The following is a 17,873-nucleotide window of genomic DNA, read 5'->3' on the forward strand; positions in this document are numbered from 1 at the left end:
CAGACAATGGATTTCAAACTAAATACAGGTGGTTGCTGCATGGGGAAAAAAGGATGCAGCAAAATACAAAATAATAAACTGAATACCTACGATTGGCTTTGCGATGTACCCGATGCGGAGAATGCGACCGATTACGTAGAAGTACAATTCAAGAATACCCGTAAAGGATATTTCCTGAACAGTTCTAAAATACCTTTGGAAAAAGGAGATATGGTAGCTGTCGAGGCCAGTCCCGGACATGACATAGGAACAGTTACCCTTACCGGAAAACTTGTCCTTCTTCAAATGAAAAAGAACAATGTACGTACCGGCGAAGGTTATGAGCCTAAAAAAGTCTATCGCAAAGCTAAACCGACCGATATAGAAAAATACGAAGAGGCAAAAGGCAAGGAGCATGCCACTATGATCCGTTCGCGCCAGATCGCTGCCGACTTGGGATTAAATATGAAGATCGGCGACGTAGAATACCAGGGAGACGGTAACAAAGCGATCTTCTATTATATTGCCGACGAACGTGTTGACTTCCGCCAACTGATCAAAGTACTGGCAGAAGCTTTCCGCGTCCGTATTGAAATGAAGCAGATCGGAGCCCGCCAGGAAGCCGGACGTATTGGAGGTATCGGCCCGTGCGGACGTGAACTATGCTGTTCCAGCTGGATGACAAGTTTCGTATCCGTTGCAACCGGGGCTGCCCGCTATCAGGATATATCCATGAACCCTCAAAAATTGGCCGGCCAATGTGCCAAATTGAAATGTTGCATCAACTATGAAGTGGATGCTTACGTGGAAGCACAGAAACGTTTACCCTCCAGAGAGATCGTTCTGGAAACGAAAGACAACAACTACTATCATTTCAAAACAGATATTTTTAAACGTGAGATCACATATTCTACAGATAAGTCGTTTGCAGCAAACCTGATTACCATATCAGCCGACCGTGCATTCGATGTGATCAACATGAATAAGAAAGGAAGTAAGCCCGTTACATTGGAAGCCGACACGAAACCGCAACCGCCTAAACGCGATGCACAGGATATTCTCGGTCAGGATAGTGTTACCCGTTTCGATTCTGTTAAGAAAAAGAAGAAAAAACGTCCGTCGGGAAATAACGGAGGTGGCAGCAATAACAACGCTCCGGCCAATAACAATGCCCCAGCCAATAATGAAAACGGAAATAACAAACCGATAGTAAATGCCCGGCCGGCAAACAATCGTCCTGGAAATGGAGAAAAGCAACCCGGCAACGACAACAACAGGAATTCTGGTAACAACAACAATAACGGAAACAACAACCGCAACAACAATAATAACAACCGGAATAACAGAAACAAACAAAAGCCTAAAGGTAATAATGACAAGCCTGCGAATAATGACAGACCTCAGCAACCAGCTAAACCGGCAAATAAACCGGAAAACAAGCCCGAAGCTTAAAGGACTCATTGTCGTTCTATTTACATTCTTATGCTTCTCCTGCGATCAACAGGCCTTGTACGACCAGTACCAGGCCATTGACAATACAGCGTGGGAGAAGGATAAGGAATACTATTTTTCTTTTCAGGTAGACGACATTTCCAGCCCCTACAATCTAACGCTCGAGGTTCGTAATAATAATATGTATCCTTATCAGAACCTTTGGTTATTCTGTAACGAAGAACAACCAATCGGCCCGCTTAAACAAGACACTATAGAATGCGTATTGGCTGACGAGTTCGGGAAGTGGTACGGACATGGTATTTCTTTATTTCAGTCCAGTTTTCCCATACGGGAGAACTATACATTCGAACATCCGGGAATGTACACCTTCAGCTTCCGCCAGGGAATGCGCGATAATACATTGACAGGAATCCAGGAAATAGGTTTCCGTGTAGAGAAGGCTAAATAATCATCGTTCTCTCCGGGAAGCATCCAGACGGAGAAAGATAAATAACAGAATCGTAAACCCAAGCAAAGAAGAACCTCCATAGCTGAAGAATGGCAGTGGAATACCTATTACCGGAGTCAACCCGGTCACCATGCCCACATTAATAGCCAGGTGAAAAATAAAGATGGAGGCTACGCTGTATCCATAGACCCGGTTAAATGTACTATTCTGTCTTTCGGAAAGCATAATTAACCGGATAATAAATATACCGAACAAGATCAATACGGCTGTAGAACCAATAAAGCCCTGCTCCTCTCCGACTGTACAAAAGATAAAGTCAGTATCCTGTTCCGGCACATACTTTAATTTTGTCTGCGTCCCATTAAGGAATCCTTTGCCGGTCAATCCCCCCGAACCGATAGCGATCTTCGATTGATTGACATTATATCCGGCACCGCTCGGATCATCTTCCAGCCCCAAAGAGACTTTTATACGTATCTGTTGATGCGGTTCCAGTATATTATCGAAAACATAATCTACCGAGTACATAAAGGCCAATGATCCCAAGGCAAAGCTAGCTATCAAAGCATAATGCCATACCCAGTTCCTCACAGACAAATAGATAAGATAGATAACTACCAGCCCTACCAGGCCCATAGCTATCCAGGCAAAATTGACAGGAACGAATAACGACACGATATATCCTCCCAGATAGGCTATCGCCGTACCGCTCAACATCACGAGCAAGGCCGTCCTGTCCCGGCGAACTACCGTCACCAAAATATATGTAATAAACAGGATGATGGATGACACGATCAGCTCTCCCATCTGCGTAGCTCCGAGGACAACTTCCGAGAACTTCATGGTTGTAACAAAGAAGATCACTGCACAGACTCCCGATAATAATATATATCCGGACATTCCTTCACGATACAGCATCAGGAAAAAGGCCAGATACACCAGGGCGGAACCTGTCTCCTTCTGCAAAATAATACAGATCATCGGTAAGAAGATGATTAAAAGAGTTATTCCGAAATTCTTCGGAGTCGTCAATTTAAAACCATAGGAATTCATAAACTTGGCCACAGCCAGTGCTGTAGCGAATTTTGCAAATTCAGCAGGCTGTATACGGAAGCTCCCGAATTTCAGCCAGGAATGAGACCCCTTGATATCAGGTGCCAAAAATATCGTCGCTATCAACAATACAATAATGGCTGCATAGATCAGGTAAGCAAAGACATCAAAAAAGTCGCTTTCCAGCATGAGTATGATAAAAACAACAGCCATACATATCCCGATCCACATCAACTGGGAGCCTGGACGGCCACTTATATCAAACAATCCGACACTGTCGAACTCAAAGCTCGCACCGCAAATAGTGAACCAACCGGCAATAACCATCAATATATAAAGCAAGATGGTGAACCAGTCGACTGTTTTCCATATTTCTGTTTTTCTATAACCCACGTTCCATTAAAGAATATATCCTATCGGATGCTACTACCATATTACTTATTTGTTCTTCCAACGCTTTGTCTTCCTGAGATATTTCTCCTTTCAGATAAAGTTCCATCATCAGTTTCCCGATCGGCACACCGAAAGCGGCCCCAAAACCTCCGTTTTGTACATAAACACAAATCGCTACTTTCGGATTTTTATAAGGTGCAAAACCGATAAAAGCCGAGTGATCCTTTCCATGAGGATTCTCTGCAGTTCCAGTCTTACCGCATACTTCTATGCCAGGTATAGCAGCTCTCCAACAAGTCCCCCCCAGTACGGCATTACGCATACCCTCTGCTATTACATCATAATATTTTGAGTCTACTGTCGGGTAACGCCTGTTCGTATAAAGCGTATCCAAAGGAGTATCCTGTACTTCCTTTACGACATGAGGCGTAATAAAATATCCGCGGTTAGCAATCGTAGCAGCCAGATTACATATCTGTAAAGGAGTCGCTGAAACTTCCCCCTGACCGATCGCTATAGAAATAACAGTGCTTGAATTCCAACGGCCTTTATATACCTTATCGTATACTTTGCTATTCGGTATATATCCTCTTTTCTCCCCCGGTAAGTCGATACCGAGCGGATAACCGTATCCCATCGAAACCAAGTGATTCTTCCAAACCTCAAATGCTTCCTGAACAGTCGGATACCGGCGACGGCTATCCAACATATCATGCAAGCCCCAGCAAAAATAAGAGTTACAAGAAGTCGCCAAAGCCGGAACCAAGCTCAAAGGAGAAGGATGCCCGTGACAGGCCGGCTTTCCTCCCCGATAAGTATATCCATGAGCACAGGTATACATTGTTTCAGGGGTAATGACTCCTTCCTGCAGAAAAATCAATCCCTGTGTAGGTTTAAATGTTGAACCGGGAGGATAAAACCCGGTTATGGAACGGTCGATAAGCGGTGTTCGAGGGTCTTCTTCCAAAATTTTATGATTCTTTCCTCTCTGGCGTCCGACCAACAAGCTCGGATCATAATTAGGAGAAGAGACCATACAAAGTACTTCTCCCGTCTCCGGTTCGATCATTACGATACTACCGACCTTATTTTTCATCAATTTTTCTCCGTAAGCCTGCAAATCCATATCGATGGAAAGTTTCAGGTTCTTTCCGGACACCGGGGCTACGTCGCTATTACCTTCATCGTATTTTCCTTTTATACGCCCATGCACATCCCTTAAAAGAATCTCTACTCCTTTTACCCCACGCAGCTCTTTCTCATACGAACGTTCAACACCTGCACGGCCGGAATAATCACCTTGCACATAATAATCATCCTTTTTGATATCTTTCCTGTCCACTTCACCGATATTACCCAGAATATGGGCGGCATAAGGATACTCATATTGCCGGATCGTACGGTTCTGAATATAAAATCCAGGAAATTTATATAACTTTTCCTGCAATACCCCACATTCCTGTGCAGAAAGATTGTTCATAAACACCTGCGGGACATACGACGAATAACCCGGATTCAACTGGCGGTTCTTCAAATCGGCAATTCTCTTTTCAAACTGCTCTTTGGTTATGCTCAGGATATTACAAAAGTCAAGCGTATCGAACGGCTGGACCTCACGCATGATAAGCATTACTTCATACGCCGGCTGGTTATAAACAAGTAATTTCCCGTTACGGTCATAAATCATACCGCGGGAAGGTAATAAAGTCTTTTTCAGGAACGCATTGCTGTCAGCCCACGCTTTATAATCGTTCTCCACTACCTGAAGATAGAACAAACGGATAATAAAAACGATGACCAACAGAACCACAGCGCCTATAATAACATAGCGCCTGTTCTCAAGTGTATACTTTGCATTAGTCTCCACTCTTTTGGGTCTCTATATTGAATGCTTCTATTGTACAAATTAATAATGTAGTCGTTATTACACTCGCTCCGATACGGATAGCAAGGAATAACGGATCGAATAAAGTCAGCGATTCGATCAGAAACAGCGTTACATGATGAATCAGCACTAACGACAGTACATACCGGAAAAAACCTCCATAACCGAATGTCTTATAAGAAGGATATATTCCGTCGGGAAGATCCTTTCCCACATAAAAACGTATCAGCGGTTCACGTATAAATCCGGTCAGGGTACATGCTGCTGCATGCATTCCAGGAGTATTTGAAAACAAATCGATCACCAGACCGATAAGGAACGAGAAAAGAACGACCAGATCGCGTGACGAACCGACCGGCATCTTTATAATAAAATAAAGATACAGGAATGGTGTTGCGATCCGCAGAAAATGAATATTATTCAGAATCAGTACCTGGACCAACACCAATACAACAAAATAAAGCAATCCCCTTATTAAATTATTAATCATTTCTTCTTGCTTCTTGTTCTACCCTTATCTGTTCTTCCTGATTAAAATTCTTTATGATACGGACGTTATTCAACGATTGGAAATCCGTTGCCAGTTCTACTTTCAGTGTAAAGAAGTTATCGTCATGCTGTTTTTCAAAATTAGCAACTGTTCCAACTATAATTCCTGCAGGGAATACACTTGAAAAACCACTGGTCACAATCGTATCGCCTTTCTGAAACTCCACATGCCTCGGTAGTTCTTCCAGATTGGCATAACGTGTATTACGCCCGTCCCAGCTCAATGAACCGAAATAGCTACTCCCTAACACCTTGCAACTAAGTCTCGACTTAGGATTAAGTAACGGAATAACTACTGAAAAATGATCTGCCACTGTTGAAACAATCCCAACAACTCCGCGTTCAGAAACTACTCCCATATCCGGAGCGATCCCGTCCTTACGTCCTTTGTTTACAGTGATATAATTCGAAAGGTGACTCACACTGTTATTTGCCACTTCCGCTAAAATAAAACTATACTGAAACTGCTCGACCGAGTCGGGAGCGAAGCCGACAAAATTCACCGTATCGGCCATCATCATATCCAACCGATCCTGTAACTCCAACAGATCCATTTCCAGTTGCCCGTTCCTTTCCAACAATTCCTTGTTTATCTCGCGCAGGTCGAGATAGGATCTAACATAACCGGAAACAGAAGCAATATGTCCTGTCAATACATTTGCCGAACTAAAGATTATATTCCGCTGATATGCACTATTGCGATAAATCAGCATCATCGAAACAATCTCAAGCAAAACAAACAGAAACCAATGCCTCTTTCTTACCAGGAAGTCCAGCAGTTTACGCATAAATAATAATGTGCCAATTTGATAATGTGCCAATATGCCAATTAATCAATACACCACGAATGCACCTTTTATTGGCACATTGGCATATTGATTAACTGGCACATTATTTCCCTTATCGAATAAGGAAATTAAATTTATCTATATTCTTCAACGCTACACCCGTACCTTTTGCTACCGCATGCAACGGGTCTTCAGCTATATGGAACGGGATGTTGATCTTATCTGTCAATCGTTTGTCGAGTCCGCGCATCAAGGCACCACCACCAGCCAGATAGATACCGTTACGTACAATATCAGCATACAGTTCAGGGGGCGTCTGTTCCAGTGCACTCAGAATAGCAGCTTCCATCTTCGAGATAGATTTCTCCAGACAGTGTGCGATTTCCTGATAAGAAACAGGGACTTCCATCGGAAGAGCTGTCATCTGGTTCGGACCGTGAACGATATAATCTTCAGGAGGATTATCCAGGAACGTTAATGCTGAACCGACATTGATCTTGATCAATTCGGCCGTACGTTCGCCGACCTTCACATTGTGCTGGCGACGCATATATTCCATAATATCAGCCGTCAAGTCGTCACCGGCAATACGGATTGATTTATTGGATACGATACCTCCCAGCGAGATAACAGCGATCTCGGTTGTTCCACCGCCTATATCTACGATCATGTTGCCTTCGGGAGCTTCGACATCGATACCGATACCAATTGCAGCGGCCATAGGTTCATAAATCATATATACATCACGGCCTCCGGCATGTTCGGCGGAGTCGCGTACGGCACGAATCTCTACTTCTGTACTTCCGGAGGGGATACATACCACTACGCGGAGTGAAGGAGAAAACCAGCGATGTTTCGGATTGATCATTTTGATCAGGCCGCGTATCATCTGCTCTGCAGCAAAGAAGTCGGCAATCACACCATCGCGAAGCGGACGGATCGTACGAATGTTCTCATGCGTCTTTCCGTGCATCTGGCGTGCCTTTTCGCCAACAGCTAATACTTTGTCGGTACGTCTGTCGAGGGCAACTACCGATGGCTGATCTACCACTACTTTACCACCACTGATAATAATGGTATTCGCAGTACCCAGGTCCATCGCTATTTCTTGTGTGAAAGAAAATAATCCCATTTTTTAATAAGGTGTTTTTTAATGTTTGAAATGACGGACTCCCGTCTTAACCATAGCCAAGCCATGCGCGTTGCAATACTCAACGGACAACTTGTCATTTACAGAACCACCCGGCTGAATAACAGCAGTAATACCTGCCTTATCAGCAATTTCAACACAGTCAGGGAATGGGAAGAATGCATCCGAAGCCATAACGGCACCATTCAGATCGAACTCGAAAGAATTAGCCTTTTCAATAGCCTGTTTTAAAGAGTCTACACGCGATGTCTGACCGATACCACTAGCGCAAAGCTGTTTATTCTTTACCAGCGTGATAGCGTTTGACTTACTGTGTTTCACCAGTTTATTAGCGAACAACAGGTCTTCCACTTCCTGAGAAGAGGGATGTTTGTCTGTCATCGGTTCCAGATCTGCAACAGTCTGGATACTGAGGTCTTTTTCCTGCATTAATGCACCATTCAAGAGTGAACGGAACTGCATCGGACAAGTCTTTGTCTCCTTACGGATCAGAATGATGCGGTTTTTCTTCTGCATCAATACTTCCAAAGCGTCTTTTGTATATTCCGGGGCGATGATCACTTCGAAGAAAATCTTGTTAATCTCTTCAGCTACTTCTTTATCAATTGCGCTGTTGGCAATCAGAATACCGCCGAATGCAGAAACCGGGTCACCGGCCAATGCATCTTTCCATGCTTCTAGCACGGTTGGACGGGATGCGATACCACAAGCGTTATTATGTTTGAGGATAGCGAATGTCAATTCGTTGAACTCGTCGATCAAGCTGACAGCAGCATCGATATCCAACAAGTTATTGTAAGAAATCTCTTTACCGTGTATCTGGTCGAACATATCGCTGAACTTTCCATAGAACTTAGCGGCCTGATGAGGATTTTCACCATAACGCAGGTTCATCGGCTGGTCTACGGCTGCACGGAAGTGTGAGCCTTCGCGTCCGTCAAAATAATTGAAGATAGCAGAATCATAGCCTGATGAAACAGCAAAAGCTTCTTTGGCGAACCATTTACGGTCTTCCAGAGAAGTTTCTGCCCCTTTTTCATTCAGCACTTGCATCAATGGTTGATACTGTGCTTTTGAAGCTACGATCACTACATCCTTAAAGTTCTTTGCAGCGGCACGTATCAAAGAGATACCGCCTATATCTATCTTTTCGATGATTGCCTGTTCTTCCGCACCAGAAGATACTGTTTCTTCAAACGGATACAAGTCTACAATCACCAGGTCAATTTCAGGAATTTCATATTCTGCAATCTGTGCTTTGTCGCCATCGTTGTCTCTACGGTTAAGGATACCACCGAAAACTTTCGGGTGAAGAGTCTTAACACGTCCTCCTAAAATTGAAGGATATCCGGTCAGGTCTTCCACTGCATCACAAGGAATGCCCAATGATTCGATAAATGTTTGTGTCCCCCCTGTTGAAACGAAGCTAACGCCCTCGCTATGAAGCTTTTTTAAGATTTCATCCAGTCCCTCTTTATGGAATACAGAGACTAATGCACGCTTAATACGTTTTGTTGCAGCCATCTTTGTTGAGTTTATTTTAATGTTTTAGAGCACAAAAGTAGACAATTATTTTCAATATGTACATTAATGTAACTATTTTATTCCCGGGTGAATTCTTTAATAAAACTTAGAATCTGTTGAAAACTGTGGGAGTAATTAAAAAATATCCCCAATCATTATTTTTTTATCTTTACCAGCATGATAACCGGATTATCCTCTTCGTTCAAATCGGTTGCGACTTCTTTCAGTTTACCTTTCAGCTTTCCTTTTTCGTTAGCTTCCAACAATTCTGCGGCTTCGAATTGTACAGAAAAAGCAACCTCCTCGTTTAATAAACAAGCTGACATGTCTTCTTTTCTCTTATCGAAATCAGCATTATAAACAGTACTGTTATAAATCTTTTTTTCCTGCTTGTCATATACCAAATCGACTTTAGGCATTTCTGTATCCTTTTCGAAGTCACATTCTTTTTTCACCGTCTGCATAAAGAAGTAGCGTTCGGTCAGAGTTCCCGGGAAAAGAAAGATTTCCGGTACCATCACCTGCACGGAAGGAGTTCTGACGATGAAAGGACAAAGATCCCCACCAGGGCGTTCGGCGTAAATAGTATCGGAAGAAGGCTCACTCAAAATCCAGTCACCCTGATAAGATGAGATAAAACTATTACCGGGAACACTTGCGTAAACCCTATCCGCTACACGTTTCACTATTACCGGTGATATTCTCTTTTCATATAGAAGTTCGATATCCGTCCAGCTTCCATCTTCTTTGGACAACAGGAAGAATGTACTCGTGGAAGATTCGTTCTCCGGAGCATAAACATTTTGAGAAAGAAAATGACGATCGTCATAATCGTACAGATTCGTAACAAGTGCTCCTTTTTTATAAAAGATCGTTTTTTTATAATTGCCCTCCAAATCGTAAACCTGAATCTTACTCGAAGGGCCATCATTCACAAATATTTCGTTCTCATACTTATTCAAATGAACATTAAAAGGCAGTATATATTCCTCCGGTCCCTGTCCTCTGCGATTAATCTTCTTCAATCCCTTACCGGTAAACCGGTCAAAAATTAAAATTTCTCCCTGACGCACATTTGTCAATATCAGGACATTTTTCCCAACATCTGCTACCTTACCTTTAATTATAAACTCATCCGTCGTCTTCAACGGAATATACTCCACATTCATGAAATCTTGAAGTATCAAATCCTTCTTCGGATAGTCTGCAGTGACATCCACTGTAATAAAACTGTCATTGGTAGACTTACAGCCTCCACACCCCATTAATGTTAATAGGATAACATAAACAAATGTTTTATTCAAGAAATAGTTTTTCATCGTAATAAATTTAATTGATTTCACACAAAAGTAAGAGCCACCTTGAAACCCTCCAAAGCTTTCATGTCACAAATATGTCACATTTCACAAGAGACTAATAAACAACAAATTGAAGACAAGACTAATTATTAAAAAGCTCTTATAAATTCATCAAAATCTTGTGCCGCTCCCTTCTGGTGAGTCAGTTTTTCATATAAACGTTTACGCTTATTAGATATCGCCTGGCTATTTACCGATAATAATGACGCTATACGTCCTACCGGAATATCCAGCCTGGTCAAACAACATACAACCAAATCCAAATCAGAGATTCGGGGATATAACATTCTTATCTTGCTGGTAAAATCTCTGTACAACACATGGTCTATAGCCTTAACCACTTCGGGCCATTGTGCCTCATCTAACTTTTTCCACTTTGTACATAATCCCAGGTACAAGTCTGAAGTAAAAAAAGTATCCTCCGCCAACTCTCTCTCAGACAACAGAGTGTTTTCTTCCACCTTTTTTTGCTCCGCAGTTATTTGTTGTTCCAATTTAGCAATAGTAATATTTCGCTCTTTCAGATATTCCTGGCTTTCTTTATATTTCTGTTCCTGAAGACGCAATGACTGATCCAGCTGTTCTTCTTTTTTCTTCTTTTTCTTAAACAAATAGAAAGCAATACACACCGCTACCAATAATAATGAAGAACCTCCTCCCAAAAGCCTGTATAAATAATTCGTTTTACGGTCTGACTCCTGCCTGTAAAACTCTTTATCTTTTTCTACCAACCGATAATCATACAAACTTTGTAACCGGGCCAATGTTTCCATATATGTTTGTTTATCAATCGAATCTCGCAACACCTCATATTGTTTCTGGAAATCGGCATAAGCCTGCCAATTTTTCCTGGATTTCTCAAAGCGTGACAAATTACGATATGAACCACACATAGTATAAAGATCAGAGCTCTTCCTGGCAAAAGAAAAATAATGATAAGCAGAATCCATTTCCCCGGTTTTTAAATACAAATCTCCTAAAGTTAAACTAACCAGGCAGGAATCGTCCATAGTCTCTGTTTTCGAATAAGCTTTCCAGGCGGAAGACAAGCCTCTTTCATATTCTCCCACCCGACTATACGCATCAGCTAATTCATTCGACATATAAAGCTTATGCGAATCGGAAGTATGCGCCAGGGCTATCGAATAATAGATAATTGCACTATCCAACTTATTTTCGCACACATAAATACGAGCGATATTCCGGAGAGTCACAGACAAACTAACTGTATCTGTATCCAGGAAAAAATAGTCAACAGCCTTCTTCTGATAAGTCAAAGCAGGTTGATAAAGCTTTTGAAGGGTATATAAAGAGCCTAAATTAGCACACAATTGTCCCTGCAAAGAGGGAGTATTCAAATTCTTTCCTACGTCATAAGCCTTCAGATAATACTCCTGGGCTTGAGGTGCATCGTTTAAATCCTGATAAACCCTGCCACAATAATAATATGCCTGCATTTTTCGCTCTTCCAAGTCAGTCTTTTCATAATATCTGACAGCTATTCGTATCAAAGAATCGGATACATGTTTTATCCGGTTCTTATCCTGTGCCTGCGTATACAACAAACACCAGAGAGCCTCTCCCTTACGAGACAATTCTTCCGGATGTTTTATACTGTCTAAAAGGTATAAGGCACTATCCGGCCTTGCAGGCAAATAGCTTTCGGCTCCAGTTAACAGGGAGGCTACCTCATTTTCTCCATTACAGGCTATCAACAAAAGAAAAAGCAAAAGACTTAACGGTAGTTTGAGCATATCAACTATGGATAATTAATAATGCTAAAGTAAAACTTTATTTCCATTAGACCACATCCACAAAAGCAATATTTATAAAAAAGGATTATCCGGTATGCCTATATCATAACTTCAGATATGATATTTTGATACGGTAACTACGATTAAAGCGATTCCGGTTGGTACAAAACGCCCGTTTTAGTATCTTTGCACACTCATTTGAAATTTAATAGATATTCAATATATGATAACGGTAAACAATCTGGACGTACAGTTCGGTAAACGTATCCTCTTTCAGGATGTAAATATGAAGTTTACGCCGGGCAACTGCTACGGTATTATCGGTGCCAATGGTGCCGGAAAATCAACTTTCCTCCGTGTGATCAGCAAACAGCTCGATCCAACACGTGGTACAGTTACTTTAGGTCCGGGAGAACGTCTCTCGGTATTAAGCCAGGACCACTTTGCTTTCGACGAACATACAGTTATGGATACAGTCCTGATGGGACACACCACGCTATGGGAGGTTATGAGCGAAAAGAATGCGCTTTACGAAAAACCAGACTTTAGTGATGCCGACGGTATCCGTGTTTCGGAACTGGAAGAGAAGTTTGCAGAAATGGAAGGATGGAATGCCGAGAGTGATGCAGCCAATCTTTTAAGCGGCTTGGGGATTGCCGAAGAGTATCATTACAGCATGATGAAAGACCTGAGCGGTAAGCAAAAGGTACGTATATTACTGGCACGTGCACTTTTCGGACAGCCGGACAACCTGCTTTTGGATGAGCCGACCAATGACCTCGACTTGGAAACAGTAGGTTGGTTAGAGAATTACCTGTCCAATTCCGATCATACGATCCTGGTTGTGAGCCACGACCGTCACTTCCTTGACTCCGTTTGTACACACACCGTAGATATCGACTTCAACAAGTTGCAGATGTTTGCTGGTAATTATAGCTTCTGGTACGAATCAAGCCAGTTGGCACTTCGTCAGCAGCAGAACCAGAATAAGAAAGCGGAAGAAAAGAAAAAGGAACTGGAAGAGTTTATTCGCCGTTTCAGTGCCAACGTAGCGAAATCCAAACAGACTACCAGCCGTAAGAAGATGATCGAAAAGCTGAATATCGAAGAGATCAAGCCTTCTTCACGCCGTTATCCGGGTATTATCTTTACCCCGAACCGCGAACCGGGTAACCAGATTCTCGAAGTGAAAGGACTGACTAAAAGCATTGAAAGTAAAACTTTGTTCAAGGATTTAAACTTCAATGTAGAAAAAGATGATAAGATTGTCTTTATCAGCCGCGATCCTCGTGCTATGACGGCTCTTTTCCAGATCATCAACGGGGAAGAAAAGCCGGATGCCGGTACTTTTCAATGGGGACAAACGATCACAACAACCTATCTGCCATTGGATAATGCCAAATATTTCGACTCGGATTATAACCTGATCGACTGGTTGAGCCAGTTTGCAGGTGATACTAACGAAGTATTCCTGAAAGGGTTCCTTGGTCGTATGTTGTTCTCGGGTGAAGAACTATTGAAAAAAGTGAGTGTATTATCCGGAGGTGAAAAGATGCGCTGTATGATTTCCCGTATGATGTTAACAGACGCTAACTGCCTGATCCTGGATACACCGACCAATCACCTGGACCTGGAATCGATCCAGGCTTTCAATAATACATTGCAGTCATTCAGAGGAAACGTATTGTTCTCCAGCCATGACCACGAATTTATTCAAACTGTGGCAAACCGTATTATTGAACTGACTCCTAACGGTATCATCGACAAGATGATGGATTACGATGATTACATCACCGATCCGACAGTAGCCGAACTACGCGAAAAGTTATATAAATAATCAGATGAAGGGCGGCTGTTTCAGTCGCCCTTCGTTTCTTAATAGACCACATCCGACATTATGAGTAAACGATTGATCTTCCTTTTGGCAGTGTTTGCCCTCTGGCTTCCGGTTTTTGCTATCCAGAAACCGTTGTTCATGTTATACCATGCTTTAGAGAACAGCTGTTCTCTAACTGATTACCTACAGGTAATCTTACACGGAGTATTACTGGACTGTACGATCAGCGGATATCTGACTGTCATTCCTCTTCTTTGTGTACTGGTGTCTATCTGGCTGCCGGGCACTGTCTATAAAAAAATATTGAAAGGTTACTTCCTTATTATTGCAATCCTTGTTGCAGCAATCTATGCCGTCGATGTCGCTTTATACGGCTATTGGGGATTTCGACTGGATGCTACTTTATTCTTTTACCTGCAATCACCCAAAGATGCGATGGCCAGTGTGCCGCTAAAGACTTTCACCCTGCAACTGGTGATGTTCGCAGCCTACGCATGGGTCATCTACTGGCTATTCAAACGGTTGATCATTCCATTGTTTCCCTCTACCCCGGTTCGCAGGCGATTAGGCGGAACAATCGTTATCCTGCTGGTAGGCGGCATCCTGTTCATCCCTATCCGGGGAGGTGTAACTACTTCTACGGCAAATGTCGGCATGGTCTATTTCAGCAAGAACCAGTTCCTGAACCATGCTGCCATCAACCCGACATTCAGCCTGATCGCATCGATGAGTAAACAACAGGACTTTGCCGCACAGTTCAATTTCTTTCCCGAAGAAGAAAGACTGGCACGTTACACTACACTCACCCAACACAATGATAGCCTGACAAACAATGCGGAAAAGATCGAACTACTGACTACCGACCGTCCCAATATCCTTATCATCCTTTTGGAAAGCTTCACGGCCAATGCTATTGAAGCTGTCGGTGGAGAAGCAGGTATCACCCCCAATCTGAACAGGCTAAGTAAAGAAGGGGTTACATTCACTAATATGTATGCCAACTCTTTCCGTACCGATCGCGGACTGGTTGCCGTACTAAACGGATACCTGGCACAACCTACAACTTCCATCATGAAATATCCGGCTAAAAGCCAGACACTCCCATCCATTGCCAAAAGCCTTGGTGAACAGGGATACACAGCCGATATGCTTTATGGCGGAGATATCAACTTCACCAATATGCAGAGTTATTTCTTCGGTTCCGGATACAGCAAGATCACGGCCGATCGCGACTTTCCGCTAAGCAGCCGCCTAAGCAAATGGGGAGCTAACGACGATATTACTTTCTCGCACCTGTACGAATCAATTAAAGAGAGAGGAGGGGAGACTCCGTGGCTCAGTACTTTCCTGACGTTGAGCAGCCACGAACCATTTGAAGTACCTTTCCATCATCTGGAAGATCCTTATCTCAATTCGGTAGCCTTCACCGACAGTTGTATCGGTAGCTTTGTCGACAAACTAAAGGAATTGCCTGTCTGGAAGAACACGTTGATCGTACTGATATCCGACCACGGTTTTCGCTATCCTTCACCTATGCTCGATTATGAGCCACGCCGTTTCCATATCCCGATGATATGGTTGGGAGGAGCAGTCAAAGAACCGGCAATTATCGACACCTATGCCAATCAGACAGATCTGGTATCTACATTACTCAGTCAGTTAAATCTGCCACACGATCAGTTTACATTTAGCCGTGACATACTTGACCCGGGATATCCGAAATATTCCTTCTATACGTTCTCTAATGGTTTCGGGTTTATAGACAGTACCGGCATTTCAGTTTACGACAATGAAAGCAACAAACCACTGACGGAAGAGCCTGCAAAAGATAGTGAAACCCGTTTGAATAACGGTAAAGTTATTCTACAAACACTGTATGATGACCTAGGGAACAGATAAACAGATACTATTCCAGAGGAAGATATTTTCGCAAAGTTTGTTTCATCTGTTCTTTATTAATGGGCTTGGTTATAAAGTCTGTAAAGCCACGGGAGAGAGCCATCTGCAACTCTTCCGGCAAAACAGAGGCACTCACTGCAATCACCGGAACAACTTGCGACATCTCCCGTATCATTTCTGTGGCTTCAAAGCCGTCCATCTCCGGCATCTTGATATCCATCAGAATCAGGTCCGGCTTTTCCTTCTTGAATAGTTCGACTGCTTCTTTTCCGTTCTTTGCATGTATCAGGTAATATCCCGTCAATATCCTGGTATACAACATCATATTACTATCATGATCTTCGGCAATCAAAATATGATATGTTTTTGAAGAGCGATGCTCTCCGTTCACTACCGGAATATACATAGCCGCAGATATTGCCTCTTTACTTGCTTGTTTATATGGAATTATAAACCAAAATACAGACCCTTCTCCCGGTATGGACTCTACACCGACCTCGCCTCCTAAAAGTTCTATGATTGTTTTTGATATACTTAAACCTAACCCTGTACCCTGAACGAAATCATTCAGTTTGACAAATCTATCAAATACAGAAGCGGCATTCTCCGAAGAGAGGCCGATACCCGTATCTTTCACATATACATATAACTTTCTTCCTCTCCTTTCGCATCCGACTTCAATTGTTCCGTGGATAGTAAATTTTACCGCATTATTCAGATAGTTTGTGATCACCTGTGAAATTCTTAACCGGTCAATCATAACAAAAAAGTCTTCTTTCGGCAACTTTGCTCTTACTGTCACTCCTTCCTGAGCCTTAAGTTGCGTGGACTGAGCCAGATCATGCAACAGATCTTTCAGATCAACGGCTGTCATCACAAAATCAATACGTCCTACTTCTATGCGTGACAGGTCCAGCACATCATTGATCAGATTCAGTAATAGTTCATTATTAGTACGAATAATCTTAGCATATTCTGCAATATCTTCTTTATCCTCCGTCTCCATCAACAAGTTGGAAAAACCAACGATTGCATTCAATGGCGTACGTATTTCATGACTCATATTAGCAAGAAATGCTGATTTCATACGATTAGCCTCCTCTGCTTTTTCCCGCTGCAAAATGGCATTTTCCATATCCAGCCGATTCTTTATCCTTTCTTCTTCTTCCACGACATCTTTGGTTACATCTTTCTGAGCGCCAATAATAACCAGTGTCTTTCCAGTCGCATCCTTTTGCTCGCTGATTGCATCCACAAGACTCCATCGAATCCCTCCTTCTTTATCCACAACCTGCACCTGAAAATGAATATCTTCTACTTCTCCGGATATCAATTGATTCAAAGAATCTTCCACTAAAGACCGATGTTCTTCAAAAATCCGGTTCATTAAATCATCATACGCAGTATCTTTGGATATAACCGGATTTTCATACAAGGACGAAAACGTTCGTTTCTCGACATCATAACTCCAGGTCGTTATATTACCCGCGCGCATTGCTATAGCAGCTTCTTTCTGGCTTCTGCGAAGCTCTGCAACAAAATCGTCCTTTGGCTTACCGACCGATTTATGCAAATAATAGATATAAAACAATGCACAAAGCAAACCTGCTCCCAAAATACATATAATAAAATATGACTGCATAAAAAATATCATTTCCATATCTGAACTTATAAAAACTATTCCTGACTAGTCGGCAAATATAACTTATAATTCAATTGCTATACAAAATAACATTAAATATATTTTCAAAATAAAAAAGGATGATCGATCCCAAAAGACCAACCATCCTTTTTTTATTTC

General features: G+C 42.3%; 13 protein-coding genes. 4 read left to right on the forward strand and 9 right to left on the reverse strand.

What is annotated here, in order from left to right; translation table 11 throughout:
• Positions 1-6: 6 nt before the first annotated feature.
• A complete protein-coding gene (gene ricT / locus QZ076_RS03380) occupies positions 7-1,431 on the forward strand; it encodes a regulatory iron-sulfur-containing complex subunit RicT (protein WP_293710356.1) in 1,425 nt (474 codons plus the stop codon).
• On the forward strand, positions 1,370-1,882 hold the full coding sequence (locus tag QZ076_RS03385; RefSeq protein ID WP_293710358.1) for a gliding motility lipoprotein GldH: 513 nt from the start codon (positions 1,370-1,372) through the stop codon (positions 1,880-1,882). The genes ricT and QZ076_RS03385 overlap by 62 nt, the downstream gene beginning before the upstream one ends.
• Here QZ076_RS03385 and rodA read toward each other — a convergent pair whose 3' ends face one another.
• The 8 genes from rodA to QZ076_RS03425 all read right to left on the reverse strand — a co-directional run bounded on the left by rodA (position 1,883) and on the right by QZ076_RS03425 (position 12,336).
• On the reverse strand, positions 1,883-3,328 hold the full coding sequence (gene rodA, locus QZ076_RS03390; protein ID WP_293710360.1) for a rod shape-determining protein RodA: 1,446 nt from the start codon (positions 3,326-3,328) through the stop codon (positions 1,883-1,885).
• Entirely contained in the window at positions 3,318-5,195 is a 1,878-nt protein-coding gene (gene mrdA, locus QZ076_RS03395) for a penicillin-binding protein 2 (RefSeq protein ID WP_293710362.1), read from the reverse strand. The genes rodA and mrdA overlap by 11 nt, the downstream gene beginning before the upstream one ends.
• Positions 5,185-5,703: a rod shape-determining protein MreD gene (mreD, locus tag QZ076_RS03400; protein ID WP_293710364.1), complete on the reverse strand. Its 519-nt coding sequence runs from the start codon at positions 5,701-5,703 to the stop codon at positions 5,185-5,187. Before mreD ends, mrdA begins: the two co-directional genes overlap by 11 nt.
• Positions 5,696-6,550 (reverse strand): rod shape-determining protein MreC, encoded by an 855-nt coding sequence (gene mreC, locus QZ076_RS03405; protein ID WP_293710366.1) that lies wholly within the window; start codon positions 6,548-6,550, stop codon positions 5,696-5,698. The genes mreD and mreC overlap by 8 nt, the downstream gene beginning before the upstream one ends.
• A gap of 112 nt (positions 6,551-6,662) precedes the next feature.
• Entirely contained in the window at positions 6,663-7,682 is a 1,020-nt protein-coding gene (locus tag QZ076_RS03410; protein ID WP_028726286.1) for a rod shape-determining protein, read from the reverse strand.
• 18 nt (positions 7,683-7,700) lie between these two features.
• Entirely contained in the window at positions 7,701-9,224 is a 1,524-nt protein-coding gene (purH, locus tag QZ076_RS03415) for a bifunctional phosphoribosylaminoimidazolecarboxamide formyltransferase/IMP cyclohydrolase (RefSeq protein WP_293710370.1), read from the reverse strand.
• A gap of 155 nt (positions 9,225-9,379) precedes the next feature.
• A complete protein-coding gene (locus QZ076_RS03420; RefSeq protein ID WP_293710372.1) occupies positions 9,380-10,543 on the reverse strand; it encodes a 6-bladed beta-propeller in 1,164 nt (387 codons plus the stop codon).
• A 128-nt stretch (positions 10,544-10,671) separates the two neighbouring features.
• On the reverse strand, positions 10,672-12,336 hold the full coding sequence (locus tag QZ076_RS03425; protein WP_293710374.1) for a tetratricopeptide repeat protein: 1,665 nt from the start codon (positions 12,334-12,336) through the stop codon (positions 10,672-10,674).
• A 223-nt stretch (positions 12,337-12,559) separates the two neighbouring features.
• On the opposite strand from QZ076_RS03425, the gene QZ076_RS03430 reads away from it, so the two are divergent.
• Positions 12,560-14,173, forward strand: coding sequence for an ATP-binding cassette domain-containing protein (locus tag QZ076_RS03430; protein WP_293710375.1), 1,614 nt, complete (start codon positions 12,560-12,562; stop codon positions 14,171-14,173).
• A 60-nt stretch (positions 14,174-14,233) separates the two neighbouring features.
• On the forward strand, positions 14,234-16,072 hold the full coding sequence (locus QZ076_RS03435) for an alkaline phosphatase family protein (RefSeq protein ID WP_293710377.1): 1,839 nt from the start codon (positions 14,234-14,236) through the stop codon (positions 16,070-16,072).
• A 7-nt stretch (positions 16,073-16,079) separates the two neighbouring features.
• Here the strand turns inward: QZ076_RS03435 and QZ076_RS03440 are convergent, their stop codons facing one another.
• Positions 16,080-17,732 (reverse strand): response regulator, encoded by a 1,653-nt coding sequence (locus QZ076_RS03440; RefSeq protein ID WP_293710379.1) that lies wholly within the window; start codon positions 17,730-17,732, stop codon positions 16,080-16,082.
• Positions 17,733-17,873 lie beyond the last annotated feature (141 nt).

The organism is uncultured Parabacteroides sp. (assembly GCF_905196875.1).
GTDB lineage: Bacteria > Bacteroidota > Bacteroidia > Bacteroidales > Tannerellaceae > Parabacteroides.